General features: G+C 65.4%; 17 protein-coding genes. 10 read left to right on the top strand and 7 right to left on the bottom strand.

What is annotated here, in order from left to right; all coding sequences use genetic code 11:
* The first annotated feature begins 187 nt into the window (after positions 1-187).
* The 3 genes from ACODS5_RS17400 to ACODS5_RS17390 all read left to right on the top strand — a co-directional run bounded on the left by ACODS5_RS17400 (position 188) and on the right by ACODS5_RS17390 (position 5,720).
* A complete protein-coding gene (locus tag ACODS5_RS17400) occupies positions 188-4,825 on the top strand; it encodes an RHS repeat-associated core domain-containing protein (protein ID WP_489109253.1) in 4,638 nt (1,545 codons plus the stop codon).
* Between the two features lie 13 nt (positions 4,826-4,838).
* Positions 4,839-5,135, top strand: a complete 297-nt coding sequence (locus tag ACODS5_RS17395) for a hypothetical protein (protein ID WP_489109252.1) — start codon at positions 4,839-4,841, stop codon at positions 5,133-5,135.
* A gap of 210 nt (positions 5,136-5,345) precedes the next feature.
* Positions 5,346-5,720, top strand: coding sequence for a hypothetical protein (locus ACODS5_RS17390; protein WP_489109251.1), 375 nt, complete (start codon positions 5,346-5,348; stop codon positions 5,718-5,720).
* Between the two features lie 94 nt (positions 5,721-5,814).
* On the opposite strand, the gene dsbG is transcribed toward ACODS5_RS17390, so the two are convergent.
* The 3 genes from dsbG to dsbD are packed head-to-tail and all read right to left on the bottom strand — an operon-like array spanning position 5,815 to position 9,117.
* Entirely contained in the window at positions 5,815-6,573 is a 759-nt protein-coding gene (gene dsbG / locus ACODS5_RS17385; protein ID WP_134691785.1) for a thiol:disulfide interchange protein DsbG, read from the bottom strand.
* Between the two features lies 1 nt (position 6,574).
* Positions 6,575-7,405: a TlpA family protein disulfide reductase gene (locus ACODS5_RS17380; protein ID WP_134691784.1), complete on the bottom strand. Its 831-nt coding sequence runs from the start codon at positions 7,403-7,405 to the stop codon at positions 6,575-6,577.
* Entirely contained in the window at positions 7,405-9,117 is a 1,713-nt protein-coding gene (gene dsbD, locus ACODS5_RS17375; protein WP_489109250.1) for a protein-disulfide reductase DsbD, read from the bottom strand. The genes ACODS5_RS17380 and dsbD overlap by 1 nt, the downstream gene beginning before the upstream one ends.
* 176 nt (positions 9,118-9,293) lie before the next feature.
* Between dsbD and ACODS5_RS17370 the strand changes: the two genes are divergently transcribed.
* From ACODS5_RS17370 to pvdP, 4 genes are all read left to right on the top strand, one after another.
* The gene (locus ACODS5_RS17370; RefSeq protein WP_253094429.1) at positions 9,294-9,977 is read left to right on the top strand and encodes a response regulator; all 684 of its coding nucleotides are present in this window, start codon (positions 9,294-9,296) and stop codon (positions 9,975-9,977) included.
* Entirely contained in the window at positions 9,974-11,296 is a 1,323-nt protein-coding gene (locus ACODS5_RS17365; RefSeq protein WP_489109249.1) for an ATP-binding protein, read from the top strand. Before ACODS5_RS17370 ends, ACODS5_RS17365 begins: the two co-directional genes overlap by 4 nt.
* 180 nt (positions 11,297-11,476) lie before the next feature.
* The gene (locus tag ACODS5_RS17360; RefSeq protein WP_489109248.1) at positions 11,477-12,874 is read left to right on the top strand and encodes an aspartate aminotransferase family protein; all 1,398 of its coding nucleotides are present in this window, start codon (positions 11,477-11,479) and stop codon (positions 12,872-12,874) included.
* Positions 12,875-12,990: 116 nt separating this feature from the next.
* Complete coding sequence (gene pvdP / locus ACODS5_RS17355) at positions 12,991-14,613, top strand: pyoverdine maturation tyrosinase PvdP (RefSeq protein WP_489109247.1); 1,623 nt, start codon at positions 12,991-12,993, stop codon at positions 14,611-14,613.
* Between the two features lie 55 nt (positions 14,614-14,668).
* Here pvdP and ACODS5_RS17350 read toward each other — a convergent pair whose 3' ends face one another.
* The 3 genes from ACODS5_RS17350 to ACODS5_RS17340 are packed head-to-tail and all read right to left on the bottom strand — an operon-like array spanning position 14,669 to position 19,214.
* Positions 14,669-16,066, bottom strand: coding sequence for an efflux transporter outer membrane subunit (locus ACODS5_RS17350; RefSeq protein ID WP_489109246.1), 1,398 nt, complete (start codon positions 16,064-16,066; stop codon positions 14,669-14,671).
* Between the two features lie 3 nt (positions 16,067-16,069).
* Positions 16,070-18,034, bottom strand: a complete 1,965-nt coding sequence (locus ACODS5_RS17345; protein ID WP_134691777.1) for a MacB family efflux pump subunit — start codon at positions 18,032-18,034, stop codon at positions 16,070-16,072.
* Between the two features lies 1 nt (position 18,035).
* Positions 18,036-19,214, bottom strand: coding sequence for an efflux RND transporter periplasmic adaptor subunit (locus ACODS5_RS17340; protein ID WP_134691776.1), 1,179 nt, complete (start codon positions 19,212-19,214; stop codon positions 18,036-18,038).
* A gap of 152 nt (positions 19,215-19,366) precedes the next feature.
* Here ACODS5_RS17340 and ACODS5_RS17335 point away from each other — a divergent pair, with 152 nt between their 5' ends.
* From ACODS5_RS17335 to ACODS5_RS17325, 3 genes are all read left to right on the top strand, one after another.
* Entirely contained in the window at positions 19,367-19,909 is a 543-nt protein-coding gene (locus ACODS5_RS17335; protein ID WP_256660269.1) for a sigma-70 family RNA polymerase sigma factor, read from the top strand.
* 168 nt (positions 19,910-20,077) lie between these two features.
* Positions 20,078-20,563 (top strand): histidine kinase, encoded by a 486-nt coding sequence (locus ACODS5_RS17330; RefSeq protein ID WP_134691774.1) that lies wholly within the window; start codon positions 20,078-20,080, stop codon positions 20,561-20,563.
* Between the two features lie 59 nt (positions 20,564-20,622).
* The gene (locus ACODS5_RS17325; protein ID WP_134691773.1) at positions 20,623-21,948 is read left to right on the top strand and encodes an MFS transporter; all 1,326 of its coding nucleotides are present in this window, start codon (positions 20,623-20,625) and stop codon (positions 21,946-21,948) included.
* Positions 21,949-22,127: 179 nt separating this feature from the next.
* Here ACODS5_RS17325 and ACODS5_RS17320 read toward each other — a convergent pair whose 3' ends face one another.
* Positions 22,128-23,792: an electron transfer flavoprotein-ubiquinone oxidoreductase gene (locus tag ACODS5_RS17320; RefSeq protein ID WP_134691772.1), complete on the bottom strand. Its 1,665-nt coding sequence runs from the start codon at positions 23,790-23,792 to the stop codon at positions 22,128-22,130.
* Positions 23,793-24,243: the final 451 nt, after the last annotated feature.

Genomic DNA, 24,243 nt, shown 5'->3' with positions numbered 1-24,243 from the left:
CCGGCTTGCCGGCGAACACCGGCATGGCCGGTGCCAGGCACCGCGTCGCCCGGTTAGCCAGCAAGCTGGCTCCTACGCAGGCGCAATGGCGCCATGAGCAGAGCATTGTGGCGCCTGGCCAGCATGTAAGCCGCACCCTTGCCAGTGCTACCCTGCGCAGCTTCTAGCCAAGGATTTCCCAGGTTTCATGGACGACAGCCTGCACGCCGCCCGCATGGGCGACCTGATTCTCCACCCTCCCTTGATGGCCGAGCTGGTCAGTGGCCTGGTCGAGGCGGCTGTCTATGCGGCAGCCGTCGCTGCGGTCGGGGCCGCCATCGGCGGCGCGGTGGTGGCCGTGGTCGGTACCGGTGGTGCCGCCGCTGCGCTCACACCACTGATCGCCGGTGCCATGGTCAGTGCTGCCGCCATGTTGCCGGCCGGTGAAGACAAGAGCATTGGCGATCACATCAGCGACTTCAGCAACTGGGTCGGCAATTCGATGTTCCCGCCCGAGCCCTACGGGTCCATCAGCAGTGGCTCTCACAACACCCGCATCAACGGCATCCTCGCGGCGCGAGCCGCCGGGGTGAGCGGCGGCCCGGTAGCGGAACCGGAGCCCGGCGAAGAACCGTCGATCCTGGAGAACATCGGTGCCTACGCCATGGTCGGCGCCTCGATGGTAATGCCGGTGATTGGCCTGGCACAGGAGATCAACAGCATCTTCAACCCGCCGGTGACCACGCCGGCGGCACCCGGGTCGATTCCCAAGCCCGAGGACAAGGCGGTGTGCAGCAAGCATCCGCCGATGCCCGAGCAGTTTGTCGCCCAGGGCTCGGACAAGGTGTTCATCAATGGTCAACCAGCGGCGCGGGTCGGCGACAAGACCACCTGCGATGGGCCGATCGGCATGACCTATTCGCCCAATGTGCGCATTGGTGGTGGTACCACCACCGTGCGTGACATCCACGACGGCAAGAGCGCGGCGGCGAAGATCATCGGCCTGATCGCCGGGATGCTCATCAGTCGCCGGGGCATGCTCAAGGGCCGTCGCTGCGGGGTGGGCAACCCGGTGGCCCCTGCCATGGGCAGCAAATTCCAGGACGGCCCCGAAGATGTGGATTTCAAACTCGCGGCGCTGGTACCGATCACTTGGGCGCGGCGTTATGACAGCAATGACCGGCGTAGCGATGGCCTGTTTGGCCTGGGCTGGAGCGTGCCCTTCGAGGTGTGCCTGGAGCGTGTCGCGCACCCTGAGGGTGGCGAGTTGTGGATCTATGTCGATGATGAGGGATCCAGGCTGGAGCTGGGCCGCTTGCAGGTCGGCAGTGCCTTCGTCAGCATTCTCGACGGCCTGGCTTTTTTTCATCAGGACAACGGTTTCACCATCGTCGAGGACATCAACAGCGGGTTGTACCAGGTGTTCCACACCGATCCGCTGGACAGCCGGCGCTCGCGCCTGGTCAAGGTCGGTGATCGCAACCTCAATTGCCTGGAGCTGTTCTACGACGAGCAAGGCCGATTGCAGTTTCTTGGCGACAGTTCGTCCCGGACTTTCATCGAACTGCGCTTTGCCGACGGGCAAACGCGTCGGGTAGCCGAGATCCACAGACTGTACTTGCAGGCCGGTCAGGCCTTTGCCGTCGAGCAGCGCGAGTGCCTGGTGCAGTATCGCTACACCGCGGCGGGGCAACTGGAGAGCGTCGCCGATGGTGAGGGGCAACTGTTGCGGCGCTTTATCTATACCGACCAAGGGTTGCTGGCCAGCCATACGCTGCCCATGGGGGCTACGCGGTACTACGAGTGGGCCCGCTTCACGCCACCGCCGGCGCGCCAACCGTGCAGCTTGGATGGCACGCCTTACGCCATGCCGCCGCTGCTGGAGCTGCAGCCAGACCACGAGTGGCGCGTGGTGCGGCACTGGGGCAGCGACGGCGAGGATTATCGCTTCATTTATGACCTGGAGCAGGGCCATACCCAGGTCATCGATGGCCTGGGGCGTGAGGAACACTATCACTGGGGCGCGCTGAACGAGGTCCACACCTACATCGATGCGCTGGGATATTGCTGGCGGCACGACTACGTCGATGGCCTGTTGCGGCGTACCCTCGATCCACAAGGTGGCGAGTGGTCCTATAGCTACGATGCGCTCGGGCGCGTGGTTGCCACTACCGACCCGTTGGGGCGTTGTGAAAGCACCGTCTATACCGAGCATTGGGCTTTACCCACCCGCATCGTCGATGGTGCCGGGCGGGAGCGCCGCTATCGCTACGATCAGCGGGGCAACCTGATTGGTGAAGTCGACCCGCTCGGGCAGCCGACTCGCTACGCCTATGATGATCGAGGTCGGCTCTTGCATAGCATCGACGCCCTGGATAAGCAGCGTTCGTTCAATTGGAACGACTGCGGCCAGCTGACCGCCTCGCGCGACTGCTCAGGCCAACAGACGCATTACCGTTACGACCAGCGTGGGCACCTGAGCGAAGTGCGCAATGCCGAGGGCGGGATCACCCGCTATCGCTTCGACGCCCGTGGTCGCCTGCAGCAGCGCGCGCTGGCCGACGGCAGGGTCGAGCATTACCAGTTCGATGTGGCGGGTCAGTTGGTTCGGCACGTCGACCTGGCCCTGCGCGTGACCCAGTGGCAGTACGACGCGAGCGGTCGGTTGCTGCAACGTACCGATGCGCTGGGGCACACCGTGCGCTTTGGCTGGGATTCCTATGGCCGTATGCAACAGTTGCAGAACGAGAGCGGCGAGCACTATCGCTTCCAGTGGGATGCGTTGGACCGCCTGGTCGACCAGCGCAATCTAGATGGCGGCGGTTTCAGCCTGCAGTACAACGTGCTGGATGTGGTCACCCGGCGCATCGTGCACCCTTGCCGCGAAGTTGAGGCTGCATTGGCTGGGAGCACGGACGAGCCTGAGGCAGCGGCGCAGATTCAGCAGCATGAATATGATGCGGTCGGTCGCCTGCTGTGCCGGCGGACCGACGATGGCGAGACGACCTACCGCTACGATTCCGCTGACAATCTGCTATCGATTCTTTGCACTCAGCGTAATGGGCAGGTCCAGCAGTTGGACTTCACCTACGACGCCATGGGGCGAGTACTCAGCGAAAGCCAAGGGCCGGGGCAATTGGCTTACACCTATGATCCATTGGGAAATTTGCAGACTCTTACACTTGCTGACTCGCGGCGGATCAATTACTTGCGTTATGGCAGCGGCCATCTGCACCAGATCAACCTTGACGGGCGGGTGATCAGCGATTTCGAGCGCGATGGGTTATACGACGAAGTCGTGCGCAGCCAAGGCGCACTGTTGACTCGAACCCGCTACGACAGCACGCGGCGCCTGGTGCGCAAGGCGGTGGAATACCAGGAGGGCGGGTTGACGAGCCTGCCGCTGTTGCAAAAGGACTATGAGTACGATGGCGCCAACAACCTTGTCGGCGAGGTTCTGACCCAGACCCAGCGCCCTGGCAGCGGCACGGGGGTCGAGCTGGAGCACTTGATCGGGCGCTTCCAGGGCGGTGCCGGTGGGCGCGGTAGCTACCAGGGACGTGCCGGCTATGACCATGGGCCCACCGCACGTCTGCATGGCGCGTCACGCCAGTTGCCTGAACAGTCACCGGTGGTCGAGCATTTCAGCTACGACCCGGCCGGTAATCTGCTGGAGGGGTACCAGGTCAATGGACGGGTGCGGCATGACCGGGTCAAGGTCTTCGAGGACCATCGCTACCGTTACGATCGCTTTGGCCGGCTTGTGCAGAAACGCAGTGGCAACCGTTTGGTCCAGCGCTTCGAATACGACGCCGAGCATCGACTGGTGTGCGTCAAGCAGCAGCGTGGAGCACTGTGCGAGCGCATCGAATTCGCCTACGACCCCTTGGGCAGACGGGTCGAAAAACGTGTGTACCGCGATGGGCTTGATACGCCGGTCAGCCAAACTCGGTTCTGCTGGCAGGGTCTTCGCTTGTTGCAGGAAGTGCAGGACGGCAAGCCGAGTCTCTACCTGTATACCGACGCCGCCGACCATGAGCCGCTGGCCAGGGTGGACGGGCCGCCTGGCCATGAGCAGGTTTTCCACTTTCACGTCAATGTGGCCGGGCTTGTGGAGCAGCTTACGGACGAGCACGGCGCGAGCGTCTGGCAGGGCGTTTTTCGGGCGTGGGGCCACAGTTGTGAGGAATGGCATGCGCCGCAGCAGGCCAGCCGACAGAACCTGCGCTTGCAGGGGCAATATCTGGACCGGGAGACGGGCCTGCACTACAACACGTTCAGGTTCTACGACCCGGATATAGGCCGTTTCACCCAGCAGGACCCGATAGGGCTGCAGGGCGGGTTGAATCTTTATGCCTATGCGCCCAATCCGTTGATGTGGGTCGACCCACTGGGGCTGCGCAAGTGCGGCGGCAACTTCAAAACGGCCGATGACGCGGCGCGGGCGGCACTCAACAAGTACAACCCGATGTCCATCTTCAAGAATCGGGAGTACGGCGGGATCATCTTCAAGGGCCGAGACGGCAGCTATGGCTTCACCCGGGGCCGTCAGGGCAGCGGCAGGACGGCGCCCTCATACAAGACATCGGCGCGCGGGATGCCCAAAGGGGCTACGCCGGTGGGGCAGTATCATACCCACGGGGCTTATGCCGATAGCGGCTTCAACCGCACCAACAAGGCTGGGGATGCCTGGGACAGTGACGCGTTTTCGCCGGCCGATATCAGGATTCATAATGCAGCCAGCCAGAACATCCCTGGATTTACCAACTACCTGGGCACGCCCAGTGGCAGTTTCCTGAAAATCTTTGGCCAGGTCAGTGGGCCTGGCGATGCAGTGCCTCTCTGAGGTGGAGAATGCAATGGCAAGTCTGGTCAGACTCGACAAAAAATTCACCCCGTACCTGTTCAAGGCGATCGAGGCGGTTAGCAGGAGTGATTTCGTTACCTCGGGCCGATATGACGTGGAGAACTTCAACCTCAGTTTCGAGGATGTCGTGCATGAGCGCGATGGGGTGCGTCTCTACACCGTCAGCTTTTTTGCCGAAGAGGTCACGGCAGAGAGCTGGATGACGGCGACCGTTGCCGAGGTGGGAGGGCTGCATGTGGATCTGGATGCAGCCACCCGGCAGGTCATTCGTGTATACGGTGATCGATGATTTCAAGGTTCGGGCAATAGCCGCCCAGGCCGGGACGCCCGGTACGACTTGAAGTGACGCGCAGGACAATGATAGTTCGACGCTTGCCGAGTATCTCCGGGCGAGGCGCCCTTGCGGTCTTTGCAATTGTCCTTACCGTGCTCGGGAACCCTCAGGCCGTGAAAACAGGCAAGGCAAAGCCGGCCAGCAAGGTAAAGGGTTTTCAGTTCGATGGATAAAAGTCAGGTCGTCGACAATATTGTCTTGGTCAATGAAGCGCAGCCGGGCGAGCAGGTGGTGTTCAACTTCCATACGTGGTTGGAAGTCATAAAGGCCATTTTGGTCAATTATGCCGGCAAGTCAGAGGCGCAAGCCGAGTCGCTGCTGTTTGCTTCACCGTTGGTGAATAATGCGCTGGGCGGTTACATGGCCGCTGTGGTGCGTGCCCACGAGCTGGAATACCACTGGGCCATGGAGTTGGTGCATGGCGAGCACTATTGGCAACGAGGTGTCAGCGCCGAAGAACCCGACGGTTACTTCGAATGGGGCGAACAGTACAGAAAGGATCATGGCCTGGCCGAGGAAAGCTTTACGTTTGCCGAATAAGCGTCGCAGGGCAAAAACTCAAGTCGGGCATTGAGCCTGAAAAGCGGGAAGGGGGGATCCTTTGCGCTTTTCAGGCACTGCTATCGGGCATCCCTCAACGCTTGCCGAGAATCTTCCCGAGCATCTCCGGCCGCGGCGCCCCTTGCTGGCTCTGCAACTGCCCTTGTTCATCCTGATAGAAGATCGCCGGTGTCGCCGCCAACCCCAGCTCCTCCATCAGCGCCATGTTCGCCTCGAGCTTTTTCTGCACTGCCTCCGGCACCTTGTCCAGCGCCTTGAGGGTGCTGGCCTTGCCGGCTTTCTCATGCGCTTGCAGGGCCTGGGCCGGGTCCTTGGCGGCGAGCAGCGCGGCGGACTTGCCCGGGCTGTCCTCGCGGATGATACCCACCATGATGTGGCGCAACTGCACCTTGCCCGACTCGACCCAAGGCCGTGCCTGCTGCCAGAACATGTTGCAGTAAGGGCAATTGGGGTCGCTGAACAGGTAGACGACGCGCGGCGCGTCAGCCTTGCCGTCGGCGATCCAGGCGGTGTTTTCCATCTTCGCCCACACGGCCTTGCTCATCGGTGCGTACACCAGTTTTTCCAGGGGCTCGGCGCTCAGGTCCTTGCCTTGTTCATCGAACAGGCTGCCCACCAGCACGTGCTTGCCATCGGGCGTGAGGTACAGGGCGATGCCGTTGTTGTGGTATTCGGCGGCATAGCCGCGCAGGCCATCGGGGGCATCGAAGCTGCCTTTGATCACGGCGCCCTTGGCCTGCAGTTGCTGGATCGCCTTGGGCAGTTGCTCGGCCTGGAGGGCCGGGCTGGCGAGGAGGGCGAGGGTCAGGGGCAGCAGCGCATTCAATCGCATGTCAGTTTCCTTGTGTGGCGGGCGCGTCGGCGCGTTCGAAGGGTTCCAGGGCATGGCGCAGGCTGGCCCGCGACAGCTCGCCCAGGTGGCTGCCGACCAGCCGTCCTTCGGCGTTGTAGAACAGGGTGGTGGGCAGGGCCATGGAGCCGACCTTGCGGGCCAGTTCGCCGGTGCCGTCGAATAGCACGTTGGACAGGGTCAGGCCGGTGGTGGCCATGAAGGTGCTGACGTTCTCCGGGGTTTCGCCCTGGTTGACGAACAGGAAGGTCACGTGAGGATAGTCGTCCTCGGCTTGTTGCAGTACCGGCATTTCGCGGCGGCACGGCGGGCACCAGGTGGCCCAGATATTGATCACCAGCGGCTTGCCACGGTAGTCGTGCAGGGCCACGGCCTGGCCGCGGCTGTCGCGCAGGCTCATCTGCGGCAGCTCGGTGCCCTTGCTGTAGAGATGGCTGGCCAGACTGGCCAGGCCCCAGAACAGCGCGCCGCTGAACAGTGCCCAACCCAGCGACCGACGCAGGCCGGGGCGGCGCCAGCCTTGCCAGAGGGTGCCCAGGACCAGGCCCAGCAGCCCGCCCCAGAGCAGGAACCCACCATCGCGAATGTCGATGATCTGCAAGGGGTCGTCGCGGTACATCGGCCAATAGGCCAGCACGAAGCCCAGGCGGGCGAACAGCAGCCCCAGCAGGAACAAATTGAACAGCGCCGACTCGGGGTTTTCGCCGCCGCGCCGGGCCACGCGCCAGCCGACCAGGCTGGCGATGCCCAACGCCGCGAGCAGCAGCAAGTGGTTCAGGGCCATGGTCAGTGGCCCGAGGGTGACCGTCAGCATCAGCCTTGGCTCCTGGTCTGTGCCCAATGTTGCAGGAACCCGGCGGCATCGACTTCCCCGGTGATACGCCGGGCGCGGCGTTCTTCACCTTCCGGGCCGATCCAGATCAGGCTGGGCGGGCCGGGTACCTGGTAGTGTTGCAGCAGCGCGCGGCTAGCCGGCGCATCGGCGGTGACGTCCAGGCGAACCAGGTGCACGTTGGCCAGGCTGGCCTGCACATCGGCGCGACCGAATACCTGTTTTTCCATGACCTTGCACGACACGCACCAGTCGGCATAGTAGTCCACCAGTACCCATTGCCCACGGGCCTTGGCGGTGTCCAGCTCGCGTTGCAGGTCTGCGGGGTTGGCGACGGTGACGAAGGCGTCGCTGGCCTTGGCGTCGGCGCCCGCGTTGCCTGCGAAGGGTTGCAGCGGCTGCCACAGGTCGCTGCCACCGGCGGCGGCGCCGACCAGCAGCAAGCCACCCCACAGCGCGCCCAGCAGCGGTATCGCGCGCAGCGCTGGCAGGCGCTGCAGGGCAGGCCAGGCGGCCCAGCCCAGGGCAATCAGCCAGCCGCCGGCCAGTGCCAGTACCAGGGCCTCGGGCAGCAGGCTGCGCACGGTATACAGGGCCATGGCCAGGAACACGAAGCCGAACAGCCCCTTGACCAGGTTCATCCAGGCGCCAGGGCGCGGCAGGTAGCGGTTGCCCAGGGTTACCAGCAACAGCAGTGGCACGCCCATGCCCAGGCCCAGGGTGAACAGTACCAGCGCGCCTTGCAGCACATCGCCGCTCTGGGCGATGTACAGCAGGGCGCCGGCCAGCGGCGCGGTCATGCAGGGCCCCAGCAGCAACCCGGACAAGGCACCGAGCAGCGCCGCGCCATACAGGTTGCCGCCGCGGGTGCCCTGGCCGGCGCGATCGAGGCGGTCACGCAGGGCGCTGGGCAGTTGCAGCTCGAAGGCGCCGAACATCGGCAGGGCCAGGAGCACGAACAAACCAGCCAGGCTGCCTAGCAGCCAGGGCTGTTGCAGCCAGGCTTGCAGGCTGGCGCCGAGCAGCGCGGCGATCACGCCCAGGCCGGCATAGACCAGCGCCATGCTCAGCACGTAGACCCCGGCCAGCAACCAGCCGCGGCGGGCGCTGGCGCCGTTGCCCAGGACCAGCCCGGCGAGGATCGGCAGCATCGGCAGCGAGCAGGGGGTGAAGGCCAGCAGCAGGCCCAGGCCGAAGAAGGCCAGCAGGCTCCAGGCCAGGCTGCCCTGTTGCAGGTCGCTGGCCAGGGCCTGGTCGCTGGCCTGGTCGGTCGCCGCTGCGGTGGGCGGGGCGGCGCCGAGGGCGATAGCCGTGGTTTGCGGCGGATAGCACAGGCCGGCGTCGGCGCAGCCCTGCCAGCCCAGGCGCAGTTCGCCGCTGGCGGTGGCTGGCAACAGCAGTTCGAGCTGCTGGCGATAGACCGCGCTGTCGCCGAAAAACTCGTCATGGTGGTTTTCCGCCACCGGCAGGGCGGGCTGCTGTGCGGCGGGCAGACCGTCGAACTTCAGGCGTTTCTGGTAAAGGTAGTAGCCGTCCTTGATCTGGAAGTACAGGCGCGTCTGGCCGTTGTCCAGGCGCTCGTGGGACAGGACGAAGGCTTCGTTCACCGGCAGGAAGTCCGGTTTGACGGCGAAGGGGTTGGCCTGGAGGGGGCCGGCGAGCAGCAATGCCAGGAAAAGCAGGAAAACACGCATGTCGACGCCTTGGTAGAGCTTGAGTTGGGGCCATGCTGGGCGTGGCTTATTAACTGAAGGTTAAACCCGCTGACGGCAAACGCCTGGCAATGATTGCCGCAACGCCAAGAGGGTTCATAATCCCCCCTTAATCAGCACGCTGTGCAATGCCCGCCAGCCCAGCCAGGAGATCCCCCATGCACGTTCTGCTCTGCGAGGACGACGACCTGATCGCCAGCGGCATCTGCGCCGGCCTCTCGGCCCAAGGCCTGACCGTGGATCGGGTGGCCAGCGCCTCGCAGGCCCGGCAAATGCTGCAGACCGCGCAGTTCGACGTGATGATCCTCGACCTCGGCCTGCCCGACGAAGACGGTCTGAAGCTGCTGCGCCGCCTGCGCCAGCAGGGTGAGACGCTGCCAGTGCTGGTGCTCACCGCCCGCGATGCGGTCACCGACCGCGTCGATGGCCTGCAGGCCGGCGCCGACGACTACCTGCTCAAGCCGTTCGACCTGCGCGAGTTGGCCGCGCGCCTGCACAGCTTGTTGCGCCGGGTTGCCGGACGGGCGGTGAACGCCATCGAACACGGCCCGCTCAGCTATGACCCGAGCAGTTGCCTGGCGACCCTGGCCGGCCAGCCTGTCGACCTGTCGCGCCGCGAGCAGGCGCTGCTGCAGGCCTTGTTGCAGAACCCCGGGCGGGTGCTCTCCAGCGAACAGCTCAAGGATTGCGTGTACGGCTTCGGCGACGAGGTCGAAAGCAACGCGCTGAACGTGCATATCCATCACCTGCGGCGCAAGCTCGGCAACAGCATCGTCGAGACCGTGCGTGGCCTTGGCTATCGCCTCGGCCCGGCCCAGGCCCCGCAGGAGGGCGCGTCATGAGCCTGCGGGTACGCCTGTCGCTGATCCTCGGCAGCGTCTTCATCGTCATCTGGGTGCTAGCCGCCGCCTGGATGCTGCGCGACCTGCGCCAGCAGATGATGTTCTCCCTCGACCAGCGCCTGGTCGCCTCGGCGCGGATGGTTGCCGGGTTGATCGACCAGTTGCCGCAGCCGCTGGCCGCCAAGGGCCAGGATGCGCATTTCGCCGCCGACCAGTTCAGCGTGCCGGACGGCATGGCGTGTCAGGTCAGTTCCCTGCGCGGCGAAATCCTCGCCAGCAACCATAAGCACGATGGCAGCATCGATGACGGGCGCAGCGGCTTTCGCGACCAGACCATCGACGGCGCCTCGTGGCGCACCTTCACCTACAACCATGGCGATGTGCGCATCACCACCGCCGACCGGCATCAGGAACGCGAGGCGCTCAACCAGTCGATCCTGCTGGCCGCCTCGGCGCCGGTGCTGATGGCCTTGCTCGGCAGCCTGGGGTTGCTGTGGATCGGCCTGGGCAAGGGCCTGGAGCCGCTCAACCGCATGCGCGACGCGCTACGCCGGCGCCGCGCCGACAGTGTCGAGCCGTTGCAGGTGGCGGGCCTGCCCAGCGAGCTGCAGCCGCTGCTCGCCACCCAGAACCAGCTGTTCCTGCGCATCGCCCAGACCATCGAGCGCGAACGGCGCCTGACCGACGATGCCGCCCATGAACTGCGCAGCCCGTTGACGGCGATCAAGACCCACCTGCAAGTAGCGCGCATGACCGATGGCGCGGTGCGCGAGCAGGCGTTGGCGCATGCCGAGCAGGGCACCGATCGCATGCACCGCACCCTTGAACAACTGCTGATGCTGGCGCGGGTCGAGGGCAGCCTGTCGTTCGACGACGGCGTGCAGTGCAGCGCCGAACAGGTGGCCTTGCAGGCGGTGCAGGATGCCGGTGGCGGTGACAACCGGCGTATCCGCCTGCACCTGCCAGAGGAGGCCACCCAGGTCTACCTGGGCATGCCGGCACCGCTGGCGGTCGCGGCCTTGCGCAACCTGCTGGACAACGCCTTGCGCCATGGCGGTGATGCCGAGGTGGAACTGGCCGTGCAGGCGCGGGACGGGCAGGTCGGCTTCATGGTTCGCGACCATGGCCCCGGGATTGCCGAGGAAGATCTTGCACACCTGACCGAACGCTTCTGGCGCCATGGCCAGAGTGGTGGTTGCGGCTTGGGGCTGGCGATTGTCCAGGCCATCGTCCAACGTTGTGCCGGCACCTTGCGCTTCGACAGCCAGGCCGATGGCTTGCGGGTGTGGTTGCAGGTTCCGGCCCGCCCGGTGGTGTAAGCAGATAGAGGGCGTGGGAGCGGCCCTGCCCCACGCCAGGGCCGTCATGGCCACGATAAATCCCACGCCAAGCGCTAAATCCGCACCTCGCCAAAGCGTTTTCCAAGCGATAACAACCCGACCACATCCGGTGACAGGAAGCGTGGCGGGCACATTCGCTTGCTTGCGAGGGTTTTCCCGATGTCGACCGCTTCCAGCCTTGCCCAGGCGCTGCCGGCCACCGCGCCGCGCGCCTTGTATGAGTTCGAGCCATCAGCGCTGCTGTTGCGCCAGCAACAGCAGGAGTCCAACGCCCGCAGCTACCCGCGGCGTATCCCCCTCGCGCTCAAGCGTGCCCGGGGTATCTATGTCGAGGACGTCGAGGGTCGCCAGTTCATCGATTGCCTGGCCGGCGCCGGTACCCTGGCCCTGGGCCACAACCACCCGGTGGTGATCGACGCCATCCAGCAGGTGATCGCCGACGAACTGCCGCTGCATACCCTGGACCTGACCACGCCGGTCAAGGACCAGTTCGTCCAGGACCTGTTCGGCCTGCTGCCCGAGGCATTGCGCCGCGAGGCGAAGATCCAGTTCTGTGGCCCCACCGGCACCGACGCGGTGGAGGCGGCGCTCAAGCTGGTGCGCACCGCCACCGGGCGCAGCACGGTGCTGGCGTTCCAGGGCGGCTACCACGGCATGACCCAGGGGGCGCTCAGCTTGATGGGCAGCCTGGGTCCGAAAAAACCGTTGGGCGCGCTGCTCGCCAGCGGGGTGCAGTTCCTGCCTTACCCCTACGACTACCGTTGCCCGTTCGGCCTGGGCGGTGAGGCGGGAGTGCGTGCCAACCTGCATTACCTGGAGAACCTGTTGAACGATCCGGAGGCGGGCGTGGCTCTGCCTGCCGCGGTGATCGTCGAGGTGGTGCAGGGCGAGGGCGGCGTGATCCCGGCGGATATCGAGTGGTTGCGCGGCCTGCGCCGGATTACCGAGCAGGCGGGGGTGGCCTTGATCGTCGACGAGATCCAGAGCGGCTTTGCCCGTACCGGCAAGATGTTCGCTTTCGAGCACGCCGGCATCGTGCCGGACGTGGTAACCCTGTCCAAGGCCATTGGCGGTAGCCTGCCGATGGCGGTGACGGTCTACCGCGACTGGCTGGATACCTGGTCGCCCGGGGCGCACGCCGGCACCTTCCGCGGCAACCAGATGGCCATGGCCACGGGTTCGGCGGTGATGAAGTACCTGGTCGAGCACCGCCTGTGCGAGCACGCCGAGGCCATGGGCCAGCGCTTGCGCGGGCATTTGCAGCGCCTGCAACAGGACTATCCGCAACTGGGCGACATCCGTGGCCGGGGGCTGATGCTCGGTGTCGAGCTGGTGGATCCGACCGGTAGCGGCGATGCCCTGGGCCATCCGCCGGCCTGCCGCACCCTGGCGCCCAAGGTGCAGCGCGAATGTCTGCGCCGTGGCCTGATCCTCGAGTTGGGTGGCCGGCATGGCGCGGTGGTGCGCTTCCTGCCCCCGCTGATCATCAGCGCCGAGCAGATCGACGAAGTCGCCGGGCGCTTTGCCGAGGCGGTGCGCGCCGCCGTGGCGGGCTGAATAATTCGGGGCCGCTTGCGGCCCCGTGTTTCCAAGTTTGGGCGGTAAATTTCCACACGCCTGGTACGTCCTAGCTTGGATAGAAGCCGCGTCACGCGGAGACGGATTGAGGCGCAATGACAATTTCTCGACGAGGATTCATCGCCGGGTTGGCCGTGGCGGGCGCCACGGGCACGGCGGCCTATTACGCGCACAAGCAACTGACCCATGACCCTGAGGACGATATCGTCACACCCGGCGAGGCCAGCGTGGAGTTGGCCGACTACAGCGGCCAGGTGCTCGCGGACCTGCTGCGGGGGGTCTGGGACATCCGTTTCGAAGGCGCTGACGCAGGTCTCGAGGGTGTACCGGGCGAAGGCGTCGAGCTGTTCCTCGATATCGCTAGCAAGGGGCGCGGCCTGCGCGGTTTCGTCGATACCGGTGAACGCCTGCGTGGCGAGGCGGAACCGGCCTATCGCGTGCTCGGCGATCTGGTGGGTGCCAGCACGGGCGCGGTGCGTTGGCGGCTGATGAGCACGCACGGCGGGCCGGGCTATGAGTGCGTGGCCAGCCTCGATGAGGTCTGGGGCGAGTTCGCCAACGCCGGCAGCGGTACCTTGAGCGGGCGCCTGCAGCGCCTGGACCGGCCCTTGACCCTACCGTTGCAGGACAGCCGCTTCGTAGCGGTCAAGCGTCTGTTCCCCGAAGCGCGTGAACGGATCCCCTATACCCCGCAGATGCAGGACTGGGTGATCGGTGCCGAGCACCGCTTGTTCCACCAACTTTGGCATGCCACCCGCGACCAATGGCACAAGTTGCCGGAAGTGAAGCAGAACGCCCTGCGTGGCCTGGGCTGGCAGCCTGGGCCACGAGACCGCGAGCGCGATGCCCGGGGGCCGCGCAAGCACCGTAACGGTTCGGGTATAGACTTTCTGTTCATGCACCGGCACATGTTGATGTACGCGCGCACCTTGCAGGATTTGCCTTCCTGGTCGCGTTTCCCGTTGCCGCAGCCGAGCGTGGAACTCGATCGCCCGGGGTTCGCCCGTTACTACGACAACCACGACGGCTACCGGGTGCCACCCGGCTGGCAGGCGCCGGGTGACGAGGCCTATGGGCAGTGGGTCGGGGCGATCAAGGCCGGCGAGACCTACTGCAGCAACTTCCAGGTCTGGGAGTCGCAATACCAGGATCCGTTGTACCTGTCGAAACTGTCCCTCGGGGCTTTCGGCTCGGAACTGGAGATGAACCTGCACGACTGGTTGCACATGTGCTGGGCCTCGGTGCCACGCGACCCTGGCAATGGCGCGCCGGTGCCGTTCGCACGGGATTCGGCCGACTTTGCCGCGCGCTGGTTCGGGCGTGACAACGACTTTCTCGGCGATCCGTTCTCATCCCATGTCAACCCTGTGTTCTGGGGGTTCCACGGGTGGATCGACGACCGTATCGATGACTGGTTCCGCGCCCATGAGCGTTACCATCCTGGTCAGGTTCGACGCCTTGAGGTCAATGGTGTGCCGTGGTTCGCGCCCGGTCGCTGGGTGGAGGTCGACGACCCTTGGCTGGGGCCGGATACCCACGGTTGCAGCACGCAGCCGGGCATGCGTCCGGGCAAGTCGGTGGAGATGGATGTCGAGACCATGAAGCTGGCGTTGCGCATCACCTTCGGCGAGGGCGACCAGATCGAACCCTTGCTGCGCAAGGTGCCGCAACGGCCCTGGTATGCGCGGCACCTGTCGCTGAAGAATATCGTGACCTGAATGCCAGCCTTGCCAGCGAACCTCGACGTTGCCTAGGTTCGTTGGCAAGGCAGTCCTATTGCACCTGCCATCCCCCACCCAGTGCCTTGTACAGCGCCACGCTGCCTTGCAGCCGTGCCAGGCGCAATTGCGCCTGTTGGTCCTGGGCCTGGTACAGCGTGCGTTGGGTCTCGAGCACGCTGAGCAAGGTCTCGGCGCCGGCACCATAGCGCTGCTGAGCCAGGTCGAAGGCGATGCGCGCCTGCTCGACTTCCTGGTCTTGCCACTGGCGCTGGCGCTCGACGCCACTGATGGCGTTGAGCGCCTTCTCGACATCGGCGAAACCGGCGAGGATGCTGGCGCGGTAGGCTTCGAGTAGCTCTTGTTGTCTGGCACTGGCGAGGTCCCGGGCCGCGCTCAAGCGTCCATTGTTGAAGATCGGCGCGGTGAGCCCGGCGGTGAGGGTGTAGTAAGGGCTGTCGAGCAGGTTGGCGAAGGTCCGCGCGCCACTGCCCAGGTCGGCGCCGAGCACCAGGCGCGGCAGCATGGCGGCCCGGGCCACCTGGATGTCGGCATTGGCCGCGGCCAAGCGCGCCTCGGCGGCGGCGATGTCCGGTCGTCGCCCGAGCAGGTCGCTGGGCACGCCGCTGCCAATGCTGGGCCAGCGCAGGGCATCGAGAGTGTCGAGGCTGGCGGGCAAGGCCTGGACCGGATCGCCGAGCAAAGTCGCCAGGGTGACGCGGTTGTCCTGGCGGCGTTGTTCCAGCAGCGGTAACTGGCGCTCCTGGGCGGCGACCAGGCTGTGTTGCTGCGCCAGTTCCAGGCGCGTGGCCGCGCCCGAGCGCTCGCGTGTCTCGACCAGCGCCAGCACGTCGCGGGCATTGCCGAGGTTGAGGCGGGCGATGCGTAACTGTTCTTCCAGGGCCAGGCCTTGTAGGTAGCTGTCGGCGACGGCGCTGGTCAGGGTCAGCTCCACGGTCTGGCGATCGAAGCGACTGGCGGCCAGGCTGCGCAGGGCGCTGTCGCGGCCTGCGCGCAAGCCGCCCCAGAAGTCGATTTCGTAGCTGGCGCTCAAGCGTGTGCCGAACGAGGTGCTGGTGCGCTCGCTGTTGCTGGCATCGAGCTGGTCGTTGCCATCGCCGCGCAGCAAGCGCTGGCGGCTGCCGTCCAGGCCGAGGCGCAGTTCGGGCAGCAAGGGTGCGCCGGCGATGACCGCGCTGGCTTGCGCCTGGCGCACGCGGGCGGCGGCGGCGGCCAGATCATGGCTGTTGTGCCGTGCGCGTTCGACCAGGCGGTCCAGCTCGCCGCTGGCGAAGGCGCGCCACCATTGCTGGTCGGGGAAAGGCTGCGCCACCTGGGTGGGGCCTTGCCAGGTGGTCGGCGGTTCGATGTTCGCCGGCGGCGTTGGTGGCGTGCTGCAGGCGGCGAGGCACAGGCTCAGGGTCAATAGGCTGAAGCGGCTTGGAATCGTCATGGGTTATTCGCTGGTAAGGGCCTTGACCGGGTCGAGGCGGGCGGCCTTGCGGGCCGGCATGAAACCGAACATCACCCCGGTGATCACTGCACAGGCAAAGGCACCGAGCATGGCGGGCAAGGTGAAGGCCACGGCGATGCTGGCCAGCAGCAGGCCGCCACCGATGGCCAGGGCCAGGACGATGCCGGTGACCCCGCCGACCATCGATAGCATCACCGCCTCGGTGAGGAACTGCCGCAGGATGTCGCGCTGGCGTGCGCCGGTGGCCATGCGGATGCCGATCTCCCGGGTGCGTTCGCGCACGGTCATGAGCATGATGTTCATCACGCCGATGCCGCCGACCAGCAGGGAAATCGCCGCGATTGCGCCGAGCATCAGCGACAGGCTGTTCTGGGTGCGGGCCTCGGCCTGGATCAACGCCGCGGAGTTGGTCAGTTCGTAATCGTGCTTGCCCTGGTGGCGCTGGCGCAGCAGGCGATCGATCGCCTGTTCCGTCTCGCTCACGTGCCTGGAGTCGTGGGCGGCGATGGCCACGTACTCGGGATCGCGACTGCCGAACAGGCGGATCGCCGCGGCGGAGTAGGGCACGGCGATGCGTTCGTCGGCGTCCTGTTGGCCCGAACTTGCGCCCTTGGCCACCAGCACGCCGACCACCTGGAATGGCACATTGCCGATCAGTACATAGCGGCCAAGCGGGTTGCTGGCGTCGGGGAACAGCTTGTCCCGCACCTTGGAGCCGATCACCGCCACGGCGGCGCCGCTGGCTTCGTCGGCTGCGCTGTAGAAGCTGCCCTCGGCCACCGGCCAGTCGAACACCTCGGAAAACCAGGTGTTGTTGCCGCCGACATAGACCTGCAGGCTGTTGTTGCCCTGGCGCACCATCAGCTTGTCGCCGATCACCGGCATCACATGGCGCACCTGCGGCAGTTGGGCAATGGCGTCGACATCGTCGAGGGTCACGATACCGCCAGGCTCGCGCTCGGAGGCCTCCTTGCCGTTGAGGTAGAGGATATTCGAGCCGAACGCGGCCATCTGCGCCATCACCTGGCGCTTGCTGCCTTCACCCACGGCCAGCATGACCACCACCGACGCCACGCCGATGACGATACCGAGCAAGGTCAGGGCGGTGCGAAAACGGTTGATCCACATGACGCGCCAGGCAGCTTGCAGGGCCTCGAGCAGTTCGCCTTTCCAGGCGCCCTTGAGGGTGGCGCCGCGGTCGAGGCGCTGGCGCAGGTCATCGGCTTGCAAGGACGCATGGGTGACCGCGGGCGGTTGCTCGGCGGCCGAATCGCTGACCACCTGGCCATCGCGGACTTCGATGACCCGTTGGGCGCGGGCGGCGACTTCACGGTCGTGGGTGATGAGGATGATCACGTGGCCCTGGCTGGCCAGCTCGTCGAGCAGGGCCATGACCTCGGCGCCGCTATGGCTATCCAGCGCGCCGGTGGGTTCGTCGGCGAGGATGATGTGGCCGCCGTTCATCAAGGCCCTGGCGATCGAGACGCGTTGTTGCTGGCCGCCGGACAACTGGTGCGGACGATTGCCGGTGCGGCTGGCCAGGCCCAGGCGCTCAAGCAGGGCGTGGGCGCGGGCATGGCGTTCGGCAGGGGGCGTGCCGGCATAGATGGCCGGCATCTCGACGTTTTCCTGGGCCGAGCCCGAAGGAATCAGGTGGTAGCCCTGGAACACGAAACCGAAGGCTTCGCGGCGCAGCCAGGCCAGCTCGTCGCTGTCCAGTTCGGCCACGTCGCGGCCGGCGAAGCGGTAGCTGCCGCTACTGGGGCGATCCAGGCAGCCGAGGATGTTCATGAGGGTCGATTTGCCCGAGCCGGAGGCACCGACGATGGCGACGAACTCGCCTGGATGGATGCTCAGGCTGATGCCGCGCAAGACCTCGACCTGCGGCGAGTCGACGCCGCCATAGACCTTGCGGATGTCACACAGCTCGATCAGCGCAGTGCTCATGTCAACCTCCGCTGGCGCTGGGGCCGCCAATGACCAGGCGCTCGCCTTCGTTCAGCCCGTCGAGGATCTGCACGCGCAGCCGGTCGGCCAGGCCCGTGCGCACCTGGCGCGCCTCTACCTTGCCTTGGCTGTTGAGTACCTGGGCCAGACGCAGGCCGTCACCTGGGCCATCCTCCAGCGCTGCCAAGGGCGCGCTCAGTACCTGGCTGGCCTGGCCGGCGACAAAGAACACCTGGCTGGTCATCTCGGCCATCAGGGCGCCGTCGGGGTTGTCGACATCCAGCAACACGGTGTACTGCACCACTTTGCTGCCGGTAGTGCCGGCGCTGGCGCTGGCCGGGCTGCCGCTGCCCTGGCTGGCCTGCTCCAGGGGCTTGGGCGGGATCGGCAGGATCTGCCGCACGCGGCTGGTCCAACGGCGCTTGCCGCCGGCGAGGGTGGTGAAGTACGCGGTCATGCCCGGTTTGACCTTGCCGATATCGGCTTCGGAAACCTGGGCCCAGACCGTCATCGGCGAGAGCTTGGCGATGCGCAGGATCAGCGGCGTCTGTTGCTGGGCGTTGAGGGTCTGGCCTTCGCGGGCGTCCACCGCCACCACGGTGCCGCTCATCGGCGCATAGATGCGGGTGTAGCCCAGCTCGGCTTCGTCGCTGCGCAGGCTGGCCTGGGCCTGGCGGATCTGCGCCTGGTACATGTCGATGCGTGCCTGGGTCACCTTGAGTTGCGCTTGCGCCGCCTGCAGGTCTTCCTGGCGGGTGGCGCCGGCCGCGGCCAGGTCGCTTTGGCGCCGGTGCTGCTGCTGGGCCAGTTGATATTGGGCGCGTTGCTCGGCGAGCTGGGCCTTGAGGTTCTCGATCGAAAACCGCCCGGCGTCGAGCTTGGCCTGTTGGGTGGATGGATCGATTTCCACCAGCAACTGGCCCTGGCGAACTTCGTCGCCGGCTTCGACATGCAGCTTGCGGATCTGTCCCGAGGCTTGGGCGCCAACGTCGACGTAGCGGCGTGGCTGCAGGGTGCCCAGGGCGGTGACGCTGCTTTCGATGTCGGCGCGGGTCACCGGCACCGTGCTGACCGGTGCACCGCCCAATGGCAGGCTCTGCCAGGCCACCAGGCTGCCGAGGCCGAGCAGGCCAAGGGTGCCGAGCAGTACCCGGCGGCGGGGGGGGGATGTGCGTGTCATGCGGGCTTCCAGCCAGAGGGAAGGGCGAGTGCCGCGTCGCGGGCGGCACGCTTGGGGTCTGACGATAAACGAACCCGGGCCGGCATGATTTAGCGCAAGGTAGGGGCGAACGGTGTGTTGCTGAGAATAATTATAATTTGTAAGATCGCACCCTGACATCATCCAGACCCGCCTCCCAGCCAGGTCCGCGCTCGAGCAGGGAGGCGCCAGGTGCCATCGTGGAACATTACTATCGCGAATTGGTGAACTTTCTCAGCGCCCGCCTCGGCAGTCGCCAGGCTGCCGAGGACGTCGCCCATGATGCCTATCTGCGGGTGCTGGAGCGTACCGCCGGCGAGCAGATCGAGCACCCTCGCGCGTTCCTCTACCGTACCGCGCTCAACCTGGTGGTCGACCGCCATCGGCGCCATCTGGTGCGCCAGACCGAGCCGCTGGAAGTGCTCGATCAGGATGAGCGCTGGCACACCCCGGCGCCGGTGCAGGGCATGCAGCAAGACCAGCGCCTGGCCTTGATGCAGCAGGCCCTGGACGAGTTGAGCGCGCCTTGTCGCGACAGTTTCCTGCTGCGCAAGCTCGATGGCTTGTCCCACAGCCAGATCGCCGAGCGCCTGGGTATCTCCCGCAGCCTGGTGGAAAAGCACATCGTCAACGCCATGAAACACTGCCGGGTGCGCATGCGCCACTGGGAGTCATGAGCAGGTCGCAGGAATGTGAAAATTCCGTGAGCGAGTAGCTTGATTTCTGGTTGTTTCACGACAACTATCAAGAAAGACCCTGCGCGGGCGATTCGCCCGGCGCTGCCCGCACGGGCGCAGTATGGTCATGGAGCCTCGTTCTCTCACCTCACTGCCCAGGCCCGTACGATGCCCAATAAAGCCATGCGCATTCTCATCGCCGACGAGCATCCCGAGCAGCGCCTGCAGCTGGAGAAGATGCTCAATGGCCTGGGTTACTACCGGATCGCTCCGGTCGACAGTTTCGACGACCTGCAGCGCCTGGTGCACAGTGCCCTGCAGCCGTTCAACCTGCTGATCGGCAACATCGAGCTGGCCAGCCATGCCGGCGTCGACCTGGCCCGGTTCTGTCGGGTCAGTTCGCAGATCCAGCACGCACTGCTCTACCACGCGCCGCACCTCAAGGTGCCGGCGGTGGCGCCGAACGATCGCCATGCGGTGAGCATCAGCCTGCCGCGCGCACCCGACAGCGAGGCGCTGGAGTCGTTCATGGCGATCATCGACCTGCCGGTGCTGGTTGGCCAGTTACCGCTGCCGGCGGGGCTGGCCGCCAGCCCCGGCTATGCGCGACGGCGCGCCAGCCTGGCGCCGACGGTGTTCAGCCGCAGCTCCTGAGCCGTTAGCGGCGGGCTTTTGCTATCCTCTTGGCCTTTTGCCAAGTTGCGGAACCTGCCATGACTGCCATCGATACCGCCCGCCCGCCCCGGTTCAGCCGCGGCGACCATCGGACCCTGGGTCTGGCGGCGCTGGGCGGCGCCCTGGAAATCTACGATTTCATCATCTTCGTATTTTTCGCCCTGACCCTCAGCCAGCTGTTTTTCCCGCCCGAGATGCCCGAGTGGCTGCGTCTGCTGCAGAGCTTCGGGATCTTCGTCACCGGCTACTTGGCGCGGCCACTGGGCGGCATCCTCATGGCGCATTTCGCCGACCACCTGGGGCGCAAGCGGGTGTTCAGCCTGAGCATCCTGATGATGGCCCTGCCGTGCCTGCTGATCGGGGTGATGCCGACCTATGCCGACATCGGCTATGCCGCGCCGCTGATCCTGCTGGCGCTGCGCATCCTGCAAGGCGCCGCGGTCGGCGGCGAGGTGCCCAGTGCCTGGACCTTCGTCGCCGAGCACGCGCCGGCGGGACGGCGCGGCTATGCCCTGGGCTTTCTCCAGGCCGGGTTGACCTTTGGCTACCTGCTCGGTGCCTTGACCGCTACCTTGCTGGCGCAGCTCTTCAACCCCCAGGAAATCCTCGATTACGCCTGGCGCTACCCATTCCTGCTGGGTGGGGTATTCGGCGTCATCGGTGTCTGGTTGCGCCGCTGGCTCAGCGAAACACCAGTGTTCCTTGCCTTGCGCGCGCGCCGGGAGCCACCGGTGAGCTTCCCGCTGCGGCGGGTGCTGGGCGAGCATCGTCGGGCGCTGATCCCGGCGGCGTTGCTGACCTGCGTGCTGACCTCGGCGGTGGTGGTGCTGGTGGTGATCACCCCGACGGTGATGCAGCAGCGTTTCGGCATGACAGCCGGGCATACCTTCGCCCTGAGCAGCGTGGGCATCGTCTTCCTCAACCTTGGTTGCGTGCTGGCCGGGCTGCTGGTCGACCGCGTCGGCGCCTGGCGCGCGCTGATGCTCTACAGCTTGCTGTTGCCGTTGGGTATCGGCGTGTTGTATGCCAGCCTGGTCGGGCAGTGGGGCATGACTTGGTTGGCCTATGCGCTGGCGGGGCTTTGCTGCGGCGTGGTGGGGGTGGTGCCGTCGGTGATGGTCGGGCTGTTCCCGGCCGAGATCCGTGTGTCGGGCATTTCCTTCACTTACAACCTGGCCTATGCGCTGTGGGCCAGCACCACGCCGTTGGCGCTGATTGCGCTGATGCCATGGAGCCCGTGGGTGTGTGTCGGTTTTTGTCTGATCATGGGCAGCGTGGGGCTGCTGACGGCGCTGTATTTCGGGCGTCGCGAGCCTTTGGCCTTTGCGATGGAACCGGTGTCGATCATGTGCGCTGACAAATGAGCCGATAACGGTTGGCGGGCGGTGGGGCAGACTTCCGGGTGGTGGCTATTGTCCACCGGTCGCGCTGATCAAGCTGCTCGAGCGCCCCCCGACCTGTGCGAGGAAGTGCGCAGCGGCTGAGACGAAAAAGCCCCCGGGCCGGATGGCCAGGGGGCTTTTCATTGCTGTCAGGGCAGGCCTTACATGTTTGGGTAAGTCGGCCCGCCAGCGCCTTCCGGGGTGACCCAGGTGATGTTCTGGGCCGGGTCCTTGATGTCGCAGGTCTTGCAGTGCACGCAGTTCTGCGCGTTGATCTGGAAGCGCTTGCTGCCATCTTCCTGGGTGACTACCTCGTACACACCAGCCGGGCAGTAGCGCTGCGCCGGTTCGTCGTACAGCGGCAGGTTGCTGGCGATCGGGATATTCGGGTCGGTCAGCTTCAGGTGGCAGGGTTGTTCCTCTTCATGGTTGGTGCTGGAGAGGAACACCGAGCTGAGCTTGTCGAAGCTGAGCTTGCCATCCGGTTTCGGGTACTCGATTTTCTGCGAGTCGGCGGCGAGCTTCAGGCAGGCGTAGTCTGGCTTGGTGTCGTGCAGGGTGAACGGCAGCTTGCCGCCGAACCAGTTCTGGTCGACGTAGTTGAAGGCAGCACCCAGCAGTGGGCCGAACTTGTGCATCGCCGGGCCGAAGTTGCGGCTGGCGAACAGTTCTTCGTACAGCCAACTGGCCTTGAATGCGCTGACATAACCATTGAGCTGGTCGCCACCCTCGCTGCCGGCGATCAGGGCATCGGCCACCGCGTCGGCGGCGAGCATGCCGGATTTCATCGCGGTGTGGCTGCCCTTGATCTTGGCGAAGTTCAGGGTGCCCAGGTCACAGCCGATCAGCGCGCCGCCATTGAAGACCATTTTCGGCAGCGAGTTGAAGCCGCCTTTGCAGATGGCGCGGGCACCGTAGCTGATGCGCTTGCCGCCTTCGAGGTACTGGCTCATCACCGGGTGGTGCTTGAGGCGCTGGAACTCGTCGAACGGCGACAAGTATGGGTTGGAGTAGGACAGGTCGACGATCAGGCCAACTACCACCTGGTTGTTCTCCAGGTGATAGAGGAACGAGCCGCCGGTGTTGTCCTTGCTCATCACGTCCAGCGGCCAGCCGGCGGTGTGCACCACCAGGCCCTGCTCGTGCTTGGCCGGGTCGATTTCCCAGATTTCCTTGAGGCCGATGCCGTAGTGCTGGACGTCGGATTCGTTGTCCAGGTCGAAGCGCTTGATCAGTTGCTTGCCGATGTGGCCGCGGCAGCCTTCGGCGAACAGGGTGTACTTGGCGCGCAGTTCCATGCCCGGGGTGTACAGGCCGTCCTTCGGGTTGCCTTCGCGGTCGACACCGAGGTCGCCGGTAACGATGCCCCGGACCACGCCGTTTTCGTCGAACAGCGCTTCCTGGGCGGCGAAGCCCGGGTAGATCTCGACGCCGAGGTTCTCGGCCTGCTGGGCCAGCCAGCGGCACAGATTGCCCAGCGAGATGATGTAGTTGCCCTGGTTGTGCATGGTCTTGGGCACGAACAGGTCAGGCACTTTTGTCGAGCTGCCGGCATCCTTGAGCACATAGATGTCGTCGCGCTTCACTTCGGTGTTCAGCGGCGCGCCCAGTTCTTTCCAGTCGGGGAACAGTTCGTTCAGGGCGCGCGGTTCGAACACCGCGCCGGAGAGAATATGAGCGCCGACTTCGGAGCCTTTCTCGACCACGCAGACGCTGATCTCGCTACCGGCTTCGGCGGCCTTCTGCTTCAGGCGGCAGGCGGCGGACAGGCCCGCCGGGCCTGCGCCGACGATGACCACGTCGAATTCCATGTATTCGCGTTCCACAGGTTCTCTCCTACTCAAGGCTCATCGCTGTTGCTTGTCTTTTATGGGTGCTCACGGTCACGCGCGGCATTGCAGGTGCTGTAGCTTCGCAGGTGACGGACTACACCGTTTTGTCTTGGCCGCGCATTATATCTACACCACTTGGCGGGTCCAATACAAACGTTTGTTTGAATTTGCCGGAGGCCCGTAGAATCACAGGTAGGCGGCTGGAGGCTGGCCAATTTGCCGTATTGACCGGATTGGGTGTTACGGTCAAGATACGAGCGCTTTCGCGTTCGCCGTAGGCTGACCGTCGGGCGCAGGTGCACCCCTAAAGACCAGCGTGGCGCAGGGTTTACGGGCCGAATCAGGTGTTGTAGTGGAGTTTACACGGCACCACAGGAAATGACCCGCGGGTTTTGCCCGGCAAGGGTCGAAAAAGGACTGATCGGTCAGTTGAACATTGCCGGTG

It is taken from the genome of Pseudomonas sp. FG47 (assembly GCF_057809115.1).
Note: the sequence above shows the minus strand (reverse complement) of the source record. Positions and strands in the feature narration are given on the sequence as shown.